Origin of the sequence: Marivirga harenae, from assembly GCF_030534335.1 — a bacterium.
Taxonomy (GTDB): Bacteria; Bacteroidota; Bacteroidia; order Cytophagales; family Cyclobacteriaceae; genus Marivirga; species Marivirga harenae.
Window position 1 is genome coordinate 2,035,255 of the sequence record NZ_CP130565.1, and the last position, 17,161, is coordinate 2,052,415.

At 36.2% G+C, this 17,161-nt stretch carries 10 protein-coding genes; all 10 read left to right on the plus strand.

Going from position 1 to position 17,161, the window contains the following annotated elements:
- The first annotated feature begins 1 nt into the window (after position 1).
- The 10 genes from Q3Y49_RS08735 to Q3Y49_RS08780 all read left to right on the plus strand — a co-directional run bounded on the left by Q3Y49_RS08735 (position 2) and on the right by Q3Y49_RS08780 (position 16,967).
- Positions 2-568: a DUF502 domain-containing protein gene (locus tag Q3Y49_RS08735; RefSeq protein WP_303271928.1), complete on the plus strand. Its 567-nt coding sequence runs from the start codon at positions 2-4 to the stop codon at positions 566-568.
- Positions 569-915: 347 nt separating this feature from the next.
- Positions 916-4,161 (plus strand): UvrD-helicase domain-containing protein, encoded by a 3,246-nt coding sequence (locus Q3Y49_RS08740; RefSeq protein WP_303271929.1) that lies wholly within the window; start codon positions 916-918, stop codon positions 4,159-4,161.
- Between the two features lie 564 nt (positions 4,162-4,725).
- A complete protein-coding gene (locus Q3Y49_RS08745; protein WP_303271930.1) occupies positions 4,726-7,551 on the plus strand; it encodes a PD-(D/E)XK nuclease family protein in 2,826 nt (941 codons plus the stop codon).
- A 133-nt stretch (positions 7,552-7,684) separates the two neighbouring features.
- Positions 7,685-8,125 (plus strand): peroxiredoxin, encoded by a 441-nt coding sequence (locus Q3Y49_RS08750; RefSeq protein WP_303271931.1) that lies wholly within the window; start codon positions 7,685-7,687, stop codon positions 8,123-8,125.
- A gap of 75 nt (positions 8,126-8,200) precedes the next feature.
- Positions 8,201-8,632, plus strand: coding sequence for an HYC_CC_PP family protein (locus Q3Y49_RS08755; RefSeq protein ID WP_303271932.1), 432 nt, complete (start codon positions 8,201-8,203; stop codon positions 8,630-8,632).
- An 80-nt stretch (positions 8,633-8,712) separates the two neighbouring features.
- On the plus strand, positions 8,713-12,627 hold the full coding sequence (locus Q3Y49_RS08760; protein ID WP_303271933.1) for an efflux RND transporter permease subunit: 3,915 nt from the start codon (positions 8,713-8,715) through the stop codon (positions 12,625-12,627).
- 26 nt (positions 12,628-12,653) lie between these two features.
- Positions 12,654-12,941, plus strand: a complete 288-nt coding sequence (locus tag Q3Y49_RS08765; protein ID WP_303271934.1) for a TolC family protein — start codon at positions 12,654-12,656, stop codon at positions 12,939-12,941.
- Between the two features lie 5 nt (positions 12,942-12,946).
- Positions 12,947-13,918, plus strand: a complete 972-nt coding sequence (locus Q3Y49_RS08770; RefSeq protein WP_303271935.1) for a TolC family protein — start codon at positions 12,947-12,949, stop codon at positions 13,916-13,918.
- A gap of 28 nt (positions 13,919-13,946) precedes the next feature.
- Positions 13,947-15,659 (plus strand): efflux RND transporter periplasmic adaptor subunit, encoded by a 1,713-nt coding sequence (locus Q3Y49_RS08775; protein ID WP_303271936.1) that lies wholly within the window; start codon positions 13,947-13,949, stop codon positions 15,657-15,659.
- An 84-nt stretch (positions 15,660-15,743) separates the two neighbouring features.
- Positions 15,744-16,967 carry a permease gene (locus tag Q3Y49_RS08780; RefSeq protein WP_303271937.1) on the plus strand — a complete coding sequence of 408 codons (1,224 nt, stop codon included), beginning with the start codon at positions 15,744-15,746 and terminating at the stop codon, positions 16,965-16,967.
- The last annotated feature ends 194 nt before the right edge of the window (positions 16,968-17,161 follow it).

A 17,161-nucleotide genomic window follows, 5' to 3' on the forward strand; every position in this document is an offset into this window, starting at 1 on the left:
TATGCGACAAAAGATTATTACTAAAATTGCTGCTTATTTTTTTAGAGGCTTACTTTTTGTAGCTCCAATAGCTTTTACGATTTTAGTTATTCAAGCCGTTTTTACATGGCTTGATGGTTTGCTTCCAGTAAATATACCTGGTCTTGGTATTCTAATTTTAGCCTCTGCAATAATTGGGGTTGGTTACTTAGGTTCTACCTATTTCATGAAGCCCTTCTTTGAGTTGTTTGAACAGTTTATCACCAAAGTACCTCTGCTAAGTTTGATTTACAACTCTATAAAAGATTTAATTGGTGCTTTCGTAGGCGATAAAAAGAAATTTAATCAACCCGTGATGGTGCAGTTTGACGAGGCTGGAAAAATATTTAAGCCTGGCTTCATTACTCAAAGTGAATTAGAAAAGGTAAAGATGCAGGGTTTCTGCTCTGTGTATATGCCACATTCATATAACTTTTCAGGGAATATTTTAGTAGTTAAAAATGAATTAGTTCATGAATGGAATGTCAATAGTACCAATGCAATGAAATTTATTGTTTCCGGTGGTGTTAGTGGTATTGACGATATGTAAGAAATGTAGAGAAAAGGTAAAAAAATATTTTCTTTGAATTTAAATAATAGTATTTTAGCTTTAATAAATGTAAATTATATTATAATGAAGCTATTTATTTATTGATGTATTTTTTACTCATGATGTAGGGTATTATATTTGAAACACATGAAAAATGTATCATGATTAGGGGAGAAGTTGTGAACGTAAAAGCAAAATATAAATCATTCTTAAATTCTAGTTCAACTGGTGACATTGTTTCTGCAGTAGTAATTTCTATTGAATGCATCATCGCTTCAACAGTGATAATTATGAATATTATAAACTAACTTCTTTTAATTTAAACCTACATCCCGTAAATTTCCTTTATGCACAAAGGAAATCTTTTCACAGTATATAAATCCTCAGCAGGTAGTGGTAAAACCTTTACGCTAACGAGAGAATACCTCAAGTTAGCTTTTAAAAATCCTGATCAGTTTAAAAGAATTTTAGCTGTAACTTTTACCAATAAGGCCACTCAGGAGATGAAGGAACGGATTATTCATAATTTGTTTGAATTTTCTGAGAATAGTGAAGGAGTGATGGCCAATCAGCTGAAAGACTTATTGGAGTTTTCAGATAGTGAATTGAGGACTCGGTCAAGACAATTATTAATTTCAATTCTACATAATTACAGCAGGTTTTCGGTCCAGACCATTGACCGGTTTTTTCAAAACGTTATGCGTTCATTTGCTCGCGAATTAAGCATCCAAGGCGATGGAGAACTTATGCTGAATACAGATGAAGTAAGGCAGTCCGTTTTGGATTTGTTGATGGAGGATATTAGTGATCCCAAACATGTAGCGCTCAAAAGTTGGGTGATTGATTTCTCGATCAATAAGCTTGAAGAGAAAGGTAGGTGGGATGTTAGAAGAGATATTCTTGCCTTTACTGAGGAGCTGATGAAGGATGATTTCAAGCTGATAGAAAGAGCTTTGAATGAAGAAATTTATGATTATCGAAGGCTGAAAATTTTCAAGGACAAATTGAACAAGATAATTGCGCAGTTTGAAAAGACTTTGGATGGAATCAGTAAAAAAGCCTTTCAGTTAATAGAGTCAAATGGGCTAGAAATCGCAGATTTTAGTTATGGAAATTCAGGAGCTATTAATTTTTTTAATAAAATTAGCGAAGAGACCAAAAATTATGATTTAGCTGATTTGGTAAAAGGAAGAGTAAAAACAGCGATAGAGTCGGAAGGTGAATCCTTAGCCTCAAAATCCTCCAAAAAGAAAGATTTGATTTTTAAAACGGCTTCAGATGGCTTGATGAATTCTTTCCAAGAGGCAATTGATTTCATAAAAAGGAATATAGGAGAATACCGTTCCGCTGAAAATATTCTTAAAAACATTTATTTATTAGGAATTACTCAGCATTTCAATCAACGAATGCAGGAATACAAAAAAGAGGAGGGTATTCAGTTCCTCTCTGATACCACTCAATTTCTAAATGAAATCATTGGTACCGATCCAACCGAAAGTCCGTTCGTTTATGAGAAAATGGGGAGTTTTTATGACCATTTCTTGATCGATGAGTTTCAGGATACATCTACTTTGCAATGGCAGAATTTTAAACCCTTAATTGAAAATTCACTAGCTGAAGGAAATGAAAATTTGGTGGTGGGAGATGTGAAGCAATCCATTTACCGCTGGAGAGGTGGTGATTGGAGATTGTTGTTAAAAGGATTGAGAGAGGACATTTCCCCTGCTTTTTATCAAGAAGAGGCATTGAGTCATAATTTCCGGAGCAAACCGAATATCATTGATTTTAATAATGATTTATTTACTGCTATGCCTGATTTGGTGAAGTTGAACGCGGTGAATAAAAACTCCAATGCTTTTACGAAAGAGGTTGAACGTCTTTTACAAGACATTCCTGATGCCTACAACGAAGTAGTGCAACAGAAGAAAAAAGACTATCCGTACAAGGGCTTTGTAGAGCTTCAGTTTTTTGAAGAAGAAGAAACGGAGGATGGAGAAAAATTGAGCTGGCAGACCAAGGCATTGGAAAAGTTTGTTCAAGATTTGGAGCGATTGCAGGATGCGGGTGTGAAATTACAGGATGTCGGAATATTGGTAAGGAAAAAGAAAGAGGGCATCGAAATTCAGGATTTTCTGGAGCATTATAAAAGCGAAAATCCTGATAAGGTACAGTATTATCAATATAATATAATCTCCGATGAAACTTTGCTATTGTCAAGCGCTCATATTGTCAATTTCTTGCTGAACTGCTTTCAGTATTTGTATACAGAAGATAAAATTGCCCTTTCTCAAATTAAATTTTATTATCAGAAAATAATTCACAATGACGAATCACGCATTCACGATATTGTGAGAGTGAATAGTACGGATGAATTTTTACCTGCCGAATTTTTAACTTCTCAAAAAGATTTGATGAGTTTGAGTTTGTTGGAAATGAGTGAGCAGTTAATTCAACTGTTCCAGCTAAAGGAAATTAAAAAGGAAAAGGCCTATTTATCTGCCTTTCAGGATGTTTTATTGGACTTCGGAAATAAAGGTGGTATTCCTGATTTTATGGAGTGGTGGGAAGATAACAATCAATCTTATGCAATTAAATTGCAATCAGATGTGCATTCAGCACGATTGATGACCATCCATAAGTCAAAAGGATTGGAGTTTAAAATATGTATGATTCCCCTTTTGGAGTGGACCTTAAGTCCTAATCATTTGATGGCACCTACGCTTTGGGTGAACACAGAGGGAGGCCACTTTGCGGAAATCCCATACCTACCTATTAAGCATTCTTCCTCTTTAAAGGATTCTGATTTTGCTCGTTCTTATTGGGAAGAAGAAGTGCGGAGTTATCTGGATAATTTAAACTTAATGTACGTGGCCATGACAAGAGCTGGAGATGCACTCTTTATTAATTCTCATGCTAAGGCAAATTCAGGCTACATATCTAAATTGCTTTTGCAATTTGCTGAAAAGCAAGATAAGTGGGAAGACGCCAATTTGAAATTGACTATAGGAAGTGAAGTAGATTTGGCATTTTTGGCTAAAAAGAAAAAAGATACGCAGGAATCTTTTACTGTTAGTTCGGTAAACCTGACTTATTATGAAAGCCATAATTGGCACGATAAACTGAAAATTAAACATTCTTCTACTCTGATAGCTGAGGATGCAGGTTTATCCAAAACAGATTTAGGAATTTATGTACATGATATATTTTCTAAATTAAATGATTTGAAAGAGCTTCCCGAAATTTTGAAAAAGGTTAAGACAGAAAAGATGTTGAATAAGGAGGATTTTGATTCTATCCAAAAATTGGTGAAGGATAATCTTGAGAAAGACAGTATTTTATTACCTTGGTTTGAAACAGATTGGCAGGTGAAAACTGAGGTCCCTGTACTTTTGACAGATGGTTCTTTAATCCGATTGGACCGGGTTTTAATAAAGGAAAATGAAGCCAAGATCTTAGATTTTAAAACGGGTTTAAAATCAGAGCAGGATCATAAGCAAGTAAGCTTTTACAGAAATACTTTAAGGAAAATGGGTTACGAGAAAGTCACAGCCCACATCGCCTACCTTAATCCTTTGGAAATTATCGAGGTTTAGTTTTATATTTTAGATCTTGAAGTTTTGATTTCATAGGTACTAAAAAAAAGACTAGTGATATGTGTTCTGTGTGGGCAAGTAGAAGTACAAAACAGCGGGCCAACGGATGGATTTGGGATGTCCGCCAGCTGGCGGATTGTCTTGAATTTTTGCCAGCCAGAGGCTGACCAGCCTCTAGCTGATTTCTTTTTGTTCAAGTGCTGGCAGTGTATTGAACTGAACTTCAATGAAGATAACAAATTTCTGCTGTGTTAACGGAAGTGAGCGAGGGCTAAACAGCCTTTGGCTGTTCTTTTGTTTTCTTTTGATTCTTTTGTGGTTAAATTTCCAGCTTTAGCTGGTTTATAGTCTTGTTATATAGTAGCAAAAAGAAAGTAAAGTAAATTTGAAATGCTAATGAATAATTAATTTGAAAACTGGAATCATGGTAAATCTTAGCACTAAGATTTTATTTCCCAAGATTATTCCGAGTTTCCGAATCAAAAAAGAAAGAGCCCTTAAGATTTGTGAAAGTAAAGATTGATTTCTTTCATTAACATCTAAAAAGATTCTCATTATAAAACTATGCAAAACACATTTTTAGAAGAACTAGCCCAATCATTATTTCACAAACTAGGAAAAAACATTTCTAACTATACCGTTATTTTTCCTAATAGAAGGGCTGGTTTATTTTTTAATCGTGCACTACGAAAACTCATAGATCAACCCATTTGGGCACCTGAGGCCATGGCCATCGAAGATTTTGTTCGGCAAAAAAGTGATTTCGCAGTACCAGATCAATTGAGCTTAGTATTCTCATTGCATAAGGTATTCCAAAAGCATGCACCTTTTAAAGAAGATTTTGAGCAGTTTTATTTTTGGGGCGATATGCTGGTGAAAGATTTCAATGATGTCGATCACTACATGGCAGATGCCCGTCCTTTATTTGCAAATTTACTAGAATGGAAAAAGCTGGCGGATACTGATTTCTTAACCGAAGAGCAACTTCAATTAATTCAGAAATTTTGGAAGAGTTTTGAAGCCAAACCCAAAGATGCACAAGAAAAATTTGCCCGAAATTGGAATATTCTTTATCCGGTTTATAAGGATTTTAGGGATAAGCTAAAAGAAGAAAAGAAGGCTTACAATGGTATGCTATACAGAGATTATGCTGATAGGCTCAAGTCTGGACACACAAAAATTTCAGGGCAACTGATTTTTGCGGGCTTCAATGCCTTGACCAAAACAGAGGAAATTATAATCTCTGAAGCGGTAAAAGAAGGAGCAGATGTTTTTTGGGATATGGACGCCTATTATGCTTCTCCTGAAAACATTATGCAAGAAGCTGGAAATTTCTTTAGAGAATATGCCAATCATTCGGTTTTGGGGAAGACTTTTCCTACTTATATGCCCAATAGAATCATTGAGGAAACACCCGATATTAAAATAACTGAAGTAAAAGGAAATATTGCGCAAGCAAAATTTTTAGGACAGCTGCTTTCTGAACAAAATATAGAACAGCCTGAAAAAACTGCTATCATTTTGGGAGATGAAAGCTTGCTTTTTCCGGTTTTATATGCGCTGCCCGAATCTATTGAAAAAGTAAATGTTACCATGGGGTATCCTCTAAGATTTGCTTCTATTTATCAATTAATGAGTATTTGTCTTCATCTTCAAAAAAATAGAAGACAGGAAATCAATAAGCTCAGCTTTAATCATCGTGATGTATTGAAAGTTTTAAAACACCCTTTTGTGGGAAACTTGTTAGGGGAAGGAGTGAAAGCCAAAATTCAACAGATTGAACGGGATAATATCATAAGGCTAGAATTGAAGGATTTATATTCGGAGAAGGAAACGACAAATCCCCTCTTGGATATTTTATTTAAAGATGGTTCAGTTAATTATTTTCTTTATCTAAAAACCATTTTGCAATACGTTCACAGCGAGCAAATTGAATCTACAGAACAGGAGTTTATGGCTGAAATTTTTAAGCAAATCAATCAGCTTGAACAAATTGTGAGAGAATTTAAACTGGAATTGGACATTAATTCCTTTATCCGGTTATTTAATCGAATTATACAATCCATCCGAGTGCCGTTTTCTGGTGAGCCTTTAGAAGGTATCCAAATCATGGGAGTGCTAGAATCCAGAAATCTAGATTTTGAACATATCTATTTCTTAAGCATAAGTGAAGATAATTTCCCTGGTGGTTCGAACAATCAATCCTTTATTCCTTATAACATTCGAAAGGCTTACGGATTACCCACTTTAGAGCAACGTGATTCCATTTATGCTTATTTATTTAATAGGCTAATGCAGCGAAGTCAGCAAATGCATTTGATTTACAATAGTGATAATAGTGGGGGAAAAGGTGGAGAGCCAAGTCGGTATCTTCTGCAATTGCAATACGAACTGGGGATTCAATCGCAAAAGGTGAAATTGCAAAGCTTAAATCAAGATCCGCAAGCAGCTGCTCCAGTACCAATTACTATAGAGAAGAGTGAGGATATACGAAAGATATTGAAGCTATACAGTTCAGAGAGGTTTCTATCTGCTTCTGCCTTAAAAATTTACCTGGACTGTAGATTACAATTCTATTTTCGGTACATAGCGGGTCTCAAAGAAAGAGATGAGGTTAGTGAAGATTTGGATGCGGCAGATTTCGGGAATATCCTTCACCATGTAATGGAAAAATTGTATGGAGAGGTGATCGGAGAAGTTTTAGATCCGAATAAGATTTACCTCCTGAAGAAAAATATAGATAAATTCATTAGGGAGGAGTTTGCTGAACTTTATGGTAAGAAAAGTGAGGAGTCAGATTTTGAGTTTGAAGGCAGAAATATCATCATAAGAGATGTGGTAAAACGAATGGTGGTTCAAATTTTAAATTATGACGCAAAAATTGCTCCTTTTACTGTTAAGAAAGTGGAAGGAGAATATGAATATGCTGTTCCATTGGAGAATGGTGATAAAATTCGCCTGAAAGGCTCAATAGATCGCTTGGATGAGAAAGAGAATAGCATCCGGGTTATCGATTATAAGTCCGGTGGTGATGAAGTAAAGTTTCCAGATATAGAAAGTTTATTTGATAGAGATCATGATAAAAGGAATGGGGCGGCTATGCAGACACTTATATATTCTTACCTTTTTATAAAAAATGAAGAATACGATGGCGTTAAAAATGTGATGCCGGGCCTTTATAATGGAAAAGGCTTATTCAAGTCGGATTTCTCCGAGAAATTAAAGTTAGCAAACAAAGAATTAAATAATGCGGAAGTATTAATGGAGGGTTTCGAACAAGGCTTAAAGAAAATTTTAGATGAGATTTTTATTAGCGACCAAGCGTTTAATCAAACTGAGAAATTGGAAAAATGCACCTATTGTCCTTATAAAACAATATGTAATCGCTAAAAAGAAAAACAGCAGGCCTTTCAACCTGCTGCCAAACCTAATTGAACATGAAAACTAAATTGTTATCTAAAATAACTTGATTGAATAACCATTTAAGTTTGAAATAGTTTGAAGTAGATACAAAAAATATAATATGCCATTAAAAGAACAACAGAAAGCACCGAATTTTGAATTAGCATCTACCGCAGGAGATATCTTCAAATTATCTGAGCAAAAAGGAGAGCCACTGATTTTATTTTTTTATCCCAAGAATTTCACAAAAGTTTGTACAGCGGAGGTTTGTGAATTTAGAGATGCTTTTTCAGAGTTTAGAGATTTGAATGTGAAAGTCATTGGAATAAGTCAAGATTCTATTGCATCTCATCATAAATTTAAAAAGGAAAATAAATTGCCTTTTGAATTACTAAGCGATCCCAAGGGTAAAGTAGCCAAATTATATAAAGCAACGATTCCCGTAATAGGCATGAATAGAAGAATTACCTATTTATTGGATAAAGATATGATAATTAAGGCTGTTTATGAAAATATGTTTACAGCGGATCAGCATGTGAAACAAATGATTGAAAAAATGTAGTTTATTGTTTTTCAGTAGATTATATTTTTTTAATTACGGGAAAACCTTTTAAATTTACGAACGTAAACTAAATTTGTGTTTAAGCAAAAGTCCATATTAGCTATTCTACTTTCAGTGTTGATACTCAGTACCAGCCTTGGTGCTGTAATGTATAAACACTATTGTGGCGGTGCATTGCAAGAAGTAGCTTTTGCTGAACAGGATAAACATTGTACCCATCATGCAGAGGATAATCAAATGCCTCCTTGCCATAAGCATGAATCAGAAAAGGAAGATTGCTGCAAGACGGAAACTCAAAAAATTGCTGTTGATGACGTTCAGCAACAGAAAGATAGCAATTCCATATTGAAAACAGGTTCTTCATTTGTTTCTGTAATCTATGTTTTGGTCAATTATTTATTTTCAAGTCCATTAGAATCTCAGGCACATTCGTCAATTCTGATATTTGATAGTCCACCGCTCTACAAAGCACCCCTTCAAGTACTTTACCAAAGCTTTTTGATTTAATAAAACCATTGTTTTAAACCACTCATTGAGGAAGATATTTCCATCAATGAATTTTCTATGTTTAAATCAATGGATTTTTTATGTTAAATCGAATCATCAAATTTTTCTTATATAATAGGTTAGTAACCTTTTTATTCTTGGCGCTGTTGATAGCGTGGGGTGTTGCTGTAGCTCCTTTTGGATGGAACGTCAATTTCCTACCATCTGACCCTGTACCGGTCGATGCTATTCCTAACTATGGTGAAAATCAGCAAATAGTATTTACAGAATGGAAAGGTCGTTCCCCTCAGGATATTGAAGATCAGATATCATATCCCTTAACGACCTATCTCTTAGGAGTTCCAGGAGTAAAAACAATTAGGAGTTCTTCTATTTTCGGATTTTCCAGTATTTATATCATTTTTGATGAAGACAAAGAATTTTACTGGACTCGTTCTCGAATTCTAGAAAAGCTAAATTCAATACCAAGTGGATTATTGCCAGAATCAGTGCAGCCAGCCTTGGGTCCAGATGCTACTTCTTTGGGCCAAGTTTATTGGTATACACTAGAAGGTAGAGATGATGAAGGAAATCCTACTGGTGGATGGGATTTGCATGAAATCCGTTCGGTTCAGGACTTTTATGTGAAATATGGATTGAACGCAGCGGAAGATGTTTCAGAAGTGGCTTCTATAGGAGGTTTTGTGAAGGAATATCAAATTGATGTAGACCCTGATGCACTTAAAGTTTATGACATTTCGCTGATGAGGGTGATGAGCGCAGTAAGAAACTCGAATAGAGATGCAGGAGCTAAAACCATTGAAATTAATCAAGCAGAGTACTTAGTGAGAGGTTTAGGCTACATTGAAAACATCGAAGATATTGAACTGGCGGTAGTAGCAGTGAATAACAATTCCCCTGTTCGAATCAAAGATATCGCTAGAGTTTCTCTTGGACCGGCTACTCGTAGAGGAGTTTTGGATAAGGATGGTGCCGAAGTAGTAGGAGGTGTAGTAGTAGCCCGATATGGAGCGAACCCACTACAAGTAATTAATAATGTAAAGGACAAAATCAGAGAGATTTCCCCTGGTCTGCCGTCCAAGACGCTAGCAGATGGCAGGAAAAGTCAATTGACAATAGTTCCTTTCTATGATAGATCTAACCTGATTTATGAAACTTTAGGAACCCTAGAAGATGCATTGTCATTACAAATCTTGATATCCATTTTGGTGATTACTGTTATGGTGTATCGTTTGCGTGCCTCGCTTTTAATTTCTTCCTTGCTGCCCATTGCTGTATTAATAGTTTTCATAGCCATGCGTTATTTTGGAGTGGTGGCTAATATTGTGGCCTTATCAGGTATAGCTATTGCGATAGGAACCATGGTCGATTTGGGTATTATTCTTACTGAAAACGTTATCAAGCATCTGGATGATGCTCCAAATGATCAAAAACTCATCACTACAATTTATAATGGGGCGGCTGAAGTTTCTGGCGCTATTCTCACTGCAGTTTCTACCACTATTGTGAGTTTTATTCCGGTCTTCACATTACAGGCTGCAGAGGGTAAATTGTTTAGTCCTTTAGCTTTCACTAAGACATTTGCTTTGATAGCAGCGCTACTAGTAAGCTTGTTGATATTGCCAGCATTAGCACATGTGTTTTTCGGTTTCAAAATTAAAAATGCTTGGTTGAAGAAATTATCAAATCCTGTTCTGATCTTTTTAGGATTAACAGCTTTGGTACTGGGCCATACGTGGGCTGGGGTTGTGGTACTGCTTTTCGGACTATTAGGTTTAGCAAAGCAAGTCATAGAGAAGAAAGAAGTTAAACTGACGAATTTTATTCAGTGGTCGTTGAAGCATTCTGATTTGATTATTGCTCTTTTCGCAGTTTTGTGGTTGTTGGCTGATTACTGGCTACCCCTTGGACCTGCTAAATCTATCCTCACTAATTTCATTTTTGTAGCTGTTATCGTGGGAATTATTTTAACGCTGTTTATTCTTATTGAAGCGTATTATGAAAGAATCTTAAGCGTTTGTCTTGACAATAAGAAGGTCTTTTTATCGATACCAAGCTTTTTTATTCTTTTAGGAATTGTAATTTGGTTAGGCTTTAATACTGTTTTCGGCTTCCTAGCCACAGGATTTGAGAAAGTAGGTGTAAAATTAGATAAAACTAGAGGCTGGACATTCTTGTCCTCAACCTTCCCAGGGATTGGTGAAGAATTTATGCCAACATTAGATGAGGGGAGCTTTTTGCTAATGCCAACTTCCATGCCTCATTCAGGTGTTGAATATAATAGGAAAGTATTAGGTCAGCTAGATATGATGTTGACCAATATTCCAGAAGTAGAGCTGACTGTTGGCAAGTTAGGTCGAGTAGAATCTGCATTGGATCCTGCCCCGGTTTCCATGTTTGAGAATGTCATCAATTACAAACCTGAATACATTTTAAATCAGAAAGGGAAGAGGCAACGATTCAAAATGAATGCAAATGATGACTTTTATATCAAGTCTGACAACGGATTATCGCAGCTTGATTCAAATGAGAGAAAAATATTTTTTGATCCTAAGAGCAGAAAATTTGTAGATCAAGAGGCAAATGAATTTGAAAAGGAATTGCAAGATGAAATTTCACTTTCAATTGATGGAGAATTTGAAAATTATTTGATCACAGATTCTGACGGACAATATTTTAGGAATTGGAGAGAGAAGATCAAAAGTCCTGATGATATCTGGAATGAAATTGAGAAAGTAACCAATATTCCTGGCGTTACTTCAGCACCAAAACTACAGCCAATAGAAACACGGCTAGTAATGTTACAAACTGGAATGAGGGCTCCTATGGGAATTAAGGTTTTCGGACCCGACCTGAAAACTATAGAATCCTTTTCATTGCAATTAGAGAATATCCTTAAAGAAGTGCCTTCTGTTAAATCCGAAGCAGTTTTTGCCGATAGAATAGTGGGGAAGCCTTATATGTTACTCAATATCGACAGAGAAGAAATTGCTCGCTACGGCTTGAGTATTGAGGCTGTGCAGCAATTTATTGAAACAGCAATTGGGGGAATGACTATCACGAACACTGTGGAGGGCAGAGAGCGTTTTCCTGTGAGGGTGAGATATCCGAGGGAATTAAGAGAGAATCCTGAAGAACTTTCGCGAATGCTCATTTCTACGCCAACCGGAGCTCAAATTCCCTTGGGACAGATTTTGGATATAGAATATGAAAGAGGGCCACAAGCCATTAAAAGTGAGAATACTTTTTTAGTGGGCTATGTGTTATTTGATAAAAAGGATGGCTTTGCTGAGGTAACAGCCGTGGAAGATTCTAAAAAGCTGATTCAGCAAAAAATTGATGAAGGTGAATTAGTGGTTCCGAAAGGAGTCAATTATCGATTCTCTGGTAGTTATGAAAATCAGGTCCGTGCAGAAAAGCGACTAAGTTTTATTGTTCCGATAGTACTTTTAGTCATATTCCTGATTCTGTATTTTCAGTTTAAGTCTGTGCTTACAAGCTTAATGGTATTTACGGGTATTGCTTTGGCTTTTAGTGGAGGCTTTATCATGCTGTGGTTTTATGGGCAAGATTGGTTTTTCAATTTTGAATGGTTTGACATTAATTTCAGATCATTATTTCAAATCAGCACCATAAACTTGAGTGTTGCAGTTTGGGTTGGCTTTATTGCGCTTTTTGGAATCGCTACCGATGATGGTGTAGTTATGGCGACTTACCTCGACCAAAGTTTCAATAAAAATAAGACTGATAATATCAAAGGAATTAGGAGTGCAGTGATTGAAGCAGGTAAAAAGCGGATTAAACCGGCAGTCATGACTTCAACCACAACGATAATCGCTTTGCTCCCCATTCTAACCTCAACTGGCAAAGGTTCTGATATCATGGTGCCGATGGCAATTCCTGCTTTTGGTGGAATGTTAATGGCATCTTTAACATACTTTTTGATTCCTGTGCTTTATGCATTAAAGGAGGAAAGTAAAATAAAAAAATCCTAAAAGAAAGAACTTTAAAGTAAGCAAAAATGAGACATCTATATATTTTAAAATATTTCAAGTTATTTTTGTCGATTTGTTTCTTGGCGTTGCTATCGTTTTCCACAAATGGGCAGGATAGCACGAATAGGCTAGATTCTTTTTTTAAAATCGCAGTAGAAAACAATCCTAAATTACAGGCTGAATATAAAGCTTACGAAGCGGCACTGCAGAAGCTCCCTCAAGCATCTTCTCTGCCAGACCCTAACTTATCCATCGGCTATTTTGTATCTCCTGTGGAGACCCGGGTGGGCCGCAGCTGGCACGCTTTAGCTTAACGCAAATGTTTCCCTGGTTTGGAACTCTTAAAGCGCAGAAAAATGTGGTGGCTTTAGAAGCTGAAGCCAGATTTCAATCTTTTTTGGATACAAGGAATAAGTTGTATTGGGAGGTAGCTGCTAAATACTATCCGATTTACGAATTACAAAAGCTAAAGCAAATCGAGCATGAGAACATTGAGATTTTGAAATCTTATAAATCACTAGCCGAGGGGAAATTTAGCAGTTCAAATGCCAGTATGGTAGATGTTCTAAGAGTGGATATCATGATAGATGATGCCAAAACTAATCTTGAAATCTTAAAACAAAAAGAGAAGTCTTTGGCAACAGCCCTTCAAAATGTGCTTAATGCTGAGGTTGTGATTAAAATTCCAGATACTTTGAATGCAATAGATTTTCAGCCTTCAATGGTAAAAGATTCGCTTTTTGATCAGCATCCACTGATGCAGTCTTTAGAATATAAGTTACAATCTGCCAAGGCCAATGAGAAGTTAGCATCAAAGCAAGGCTTGCCAAAAGTTGGTCTTGGGTTGGATTATGTGATAGTAGGGGAAAGGCAAGACATGGGTTTGGCTGATAATGGTAAAGATGTATTCATGCCTATGGTTAGTGTGAGTTTACCAATTTTTAGAAAGAAATATAATGCCCAAAAGAAAGAAGCACAACTCCTGCAGGAGAGCTATTCCTTACTAAAGCAAAACGTCAAAAATCAGTTGGATACGGAATATGAATCTACTGTTTTTGAAATAGAGGAACAGCTGGAACTCTTGAACTTATATGAAAGGCAAATCAAAAAGACAGAAAGCACATTGGAAATTATTTGGAAGACCTATGCCAATTCAGGGGCTGATTTTGAGGAGGTTTTACGAATTCAGCAACAGTTTTTAAAATACCGAAGGTTGAAAGCAAATGCTGAATCTGAATTCAACATAAGCATGCAGAAATATGAATACCTAATTTCAAATTCAACTAATTAAAGGATTCCACCACCAGAAAATATCAATCATGAAAAACACTAAAACAATTATATTAGTCATCCTAATCAGTGTTGTTGCTGGAGGTATACTTGGCTACTTCATCAGCACATCAAGTCATCAGCACATCAATACATCGGATAATCAGCAGATCGAAGAATCGGTTCCTGAAGTCTGGACTTGCTCAATGCACCCCTCGGTCAGACAAAACGAACCAGGAGACTGTCCAATTTGTGGGATGGACCTTATTCCTTTAGATGAATCTAACAGTGATGTACTGAGCCCAGATGCTGTGAGTATGTCAGCTACTGCTATGCAATTGGCGCAGGTGAGCACCGCTAAGGTCCAGCGCAAATCAATTGAAAAGGATATTCGAGTGACAGGAAAAATCCAGGCGAATGAAAAGCAAAATTATTCGCTTTCCGCACATTTTCCGGGCAGAATAGAAAATTTGAGATTGAATTACACAGGTGAATATGTCAGAAAAGGGCAAGTTATTGCTACCCTATATTCTCCGGATCTATTGACGGCTCAAGAGGAATTGCTTCAAGCCTATAATGATAGGGAAATGCAGCCAAGCTTATTTGAAGCTGCCATAGAGAAACTGAAAAATTGGAAGTTAAATGATGCGCAGATTGAGAAGATTATTGATTTAGGTAGGCCCAGAGAGCAATTTGAAATTATGGCTGATTTTTCAGGTTATGTAACTGAAAAGAAAGTGAAGGAAGGGGACTATGTGCAGAAGGGGCAATCACTTTTTCAGTTGAATAATTTCTCCAAAGTTTGGGTAGTCTTTGATGTATATGAGCAAGATATCCCTTTTGTTGAACTTGGAAGCAAAGTGGATTTCAAAATTGCTTCTTTTCCCAATGAAGAATTTTCGGGAAAGATCGACTTTATTAATCCAACATTGAGTGCTCAAAGTAGAGTAGCGGAGGCAAGAGCTGATATTCAAAATACTGATGGAAAATTGAAACCTGAGATGCTCGTTTCAGGCCAAATAAATTATGAGAATCAAGCTAGATCTGTTGTGGTTATACCTAAGTCGGCAGTAATGTGGACTGGCAAAAAATCTGTGGTTTATGTGCAAGAGCACACGGAAAAGGGAATAAGCTTTGTAATGAGGGGAATCGACTTAGGATTGCCTTTGAATGATGAATATGTAATTGAAAGTGGATTAGCAGAAGGAGAAGAGATCGCTGTTCAGGGAGCGTTTAGTATTGATGCAGCTGCTCAACTTGCAGGTAAGCCAAGTATGATGAGTGCTGAAAGGCAGGATGATTTTGCTGTTGAGATCTCAGATGAGGCACAAGCCGAATTACGAAGACTATACCCTTCCTATTTTCAATTAAAAGAAGCGTTGACTAAAGATGATTTTCAGTCTGCTTTAGCTCGAGCTAAGGAATTGAAATCAGTTTATCAAAAAATTGATATGCAGGCATTTCAGGATGATGTTCATGACAAATGGATGGGCTATCATGCTAAGATGGAAAAAGTGCTGGAGCATATTCATCATCATGATGATATTGAAAGCTTACGGAAGAATTTTATTGCACTTTCCGACTGGATGATTGAAATGACGGAGACCTTTAGTCCCACTAGGGAGAAGCTATATTTACAACATTGCCCCATGGCTGACAATGACCAGGGCGCAGATTGGCTTAGTATGGAAGAAGAGATTGTGAATCCTTATTTCGGATCTAGCATGCTAACATGTGGTGAGGTTGAAAAGGTGATAAATTAAGTTGTTTTTCAAGACTTTTGGTATTGAAACGATTTCTATGCTTTTTTTCAAAAAGATAAATTTTATGAACTAAAATTAATTTTTATGAATGATTTTTTAATAAAGTGGGGTGAAGCTGCTAACACCTCAATTGGCTTTTTTTGGATGGCACTGTGGGCATTTATTCTAGGATATGCCTTGAGTAGTATGATCCAGGTATTTGTGACCGAAGAGAGAATGCAGAAAACGATGGGAGGAAGCGGAGCTAAATCGGTTTTTCTGGGAACCTTTTTTGGGTTTATTAGTAGTTCCTGCAGTTTTTCAGCTTTGGCATCTGCTAAATCTCTTTTTAAGAAGGGAGCCAGTTTTATATCATCTTTAGCTTTCATGTTGTCTTCTACCAATTTGGTGATAGAACTGGGTATTGTCATCTCTATTTTTCTGGGTTGGCAATTTGTAGTGGGAGAGTATGTAGGAGGTGTAATTTTAATATTATTTAGTTGGCTATTAGTCCGGCTTATTAACCCTTCTAAATTAATTAAGAAGGCTAAAGATAATTTAGGTTCTGCAGAGGAAGGGGATGTTGAAAAAGTAAGCTTTAAAGACAAGATTAAATCACAGAAAGAGTGGGCGAAAGTTGGGAAGCAATATTTCATGGAATGGAAAATGGTATGGAAAGATGTTACCATCGGCTTTACCATTGCAGGAATAGTGGCAGCTTTTGTGCCCGACAGCTTTTTTGAAACTTTATTTATTAATACCGGAAATGGCGAAGAATCATTTTCCTTTTTTACACTTCTAGAGCACGTTGTGATTGGCCCTGTAGCAGCATTTTTAACTTTTATTGGATCTATGGGGAATATTCCTTTAGCCGCATTGTTGTTTGGTAAGGGAGTGAGTTTTGCAGGAGTAATGGCTTTTATCTTTAGTGATTTGGTAGTCTTTCCAGTTTTAAGAATTAATGCTAAATACTACGGATGGCGGATGAGTTTTTTTATACTCTTCCTTTTATTTGCTTCATTAATAGTTGCTTCTTTAGGTCTTCACTATGGATTTGACCTTTTAAATATGTTGCCTGATCCTGCCTCAATTTCTATAATGGAGCAATCATTTTTTAAAGTGGATTATACACTTTTTATGAATGTTGCATTCTTCATCATTTCAGGTGTTTTAATCTACTTCGGTTTTGTGAAGGGTAAAGATATTATGCATCACAAAGAAATGGCCCCTAAGAGTCCGCTATTAGAAAAGACTTTGAAATACATGTCTTTTGTAGCCTACCTTTGGTTGCTTATAGGTGTTGGTATTCAGTATTTATATATTAGTTAGAGATTTTAAGATTCTAAATTGAGTAAGTATCATAAGTGCTATGTTAAAAAAGTGCCCCGTTTTATCGGTGTCCTAAATGGGATTCATTTTTCGGTTGCTTGAAGGAGCTCGAAATTTTTGTTATCATCACAAGGACTAAGCGATCTGAAATAACAATAAATTCAATTAATTAACTTTACATTTGCAACAAGAGT

Coding starts and splice junctions, on each gene's coding strand:
- Q3Y49_RS08735 (WP_303271928.1), top strand. CDS start 2: ATGCGACAAAAGATTATTACTAAAATTGCTGCTTATTTTTTTAGAGGC.
- Q3Y49_RS08740 (WP_303271929.1), top strand. CDS start 916: ATGCACAAAGGAAATCTTTTCACAGTATATAAATCCTCAGCAGGTAGT.
- Q3Y49_RS08745 (WP_303271930.1), top strand. CDS start 4,726: ATGCAAAACACATTTTTAGAAGAACTAGCCCAATCATTATTTCACAAA.
- Q3Y49_RS08750 (WP_303271931.1), top strand. CDS start 7,685: ATGCCATTAAAAGAACAACAGAAAGCACCGAATTTTGAATTAGCATCT.
- Q3Y49_RS08760 (WP_303271933.1), top strand. CDS start 8,713: ATGTTAAATCGAATCATCAAATTTTTCTTATATAATAGGTTAGTAACC.
- Q3Y49_RS08765 (WP_303271934.1), top strand. CDS start 12,654: ATGAGACATCTATATATTTTAAAATATTTCAAGTTATTTTTGTCGATT.
- Q3Y49_RS08770 (WP_303271935.1), top strand. CDS start 12,947: ATGTTTCCCTGGTTTGGAACTCTTAAAGCGCAGAAAAATGTGGTGGCT.
- Q3Y49_RS08775 (WP_303271936.1), top strand. CDS start 13,947: ATGAAAAACACTAAAACAATTATATTAGTCATCCTAATCAGTGTTGTT.
- Q3Y49_RS08780 (WP_303271937.1), top strand. CDS start 15,744: ATGAATGATTTTTTAATAAAGTGGGGTGAAGCTGCTAACACCTCAATT.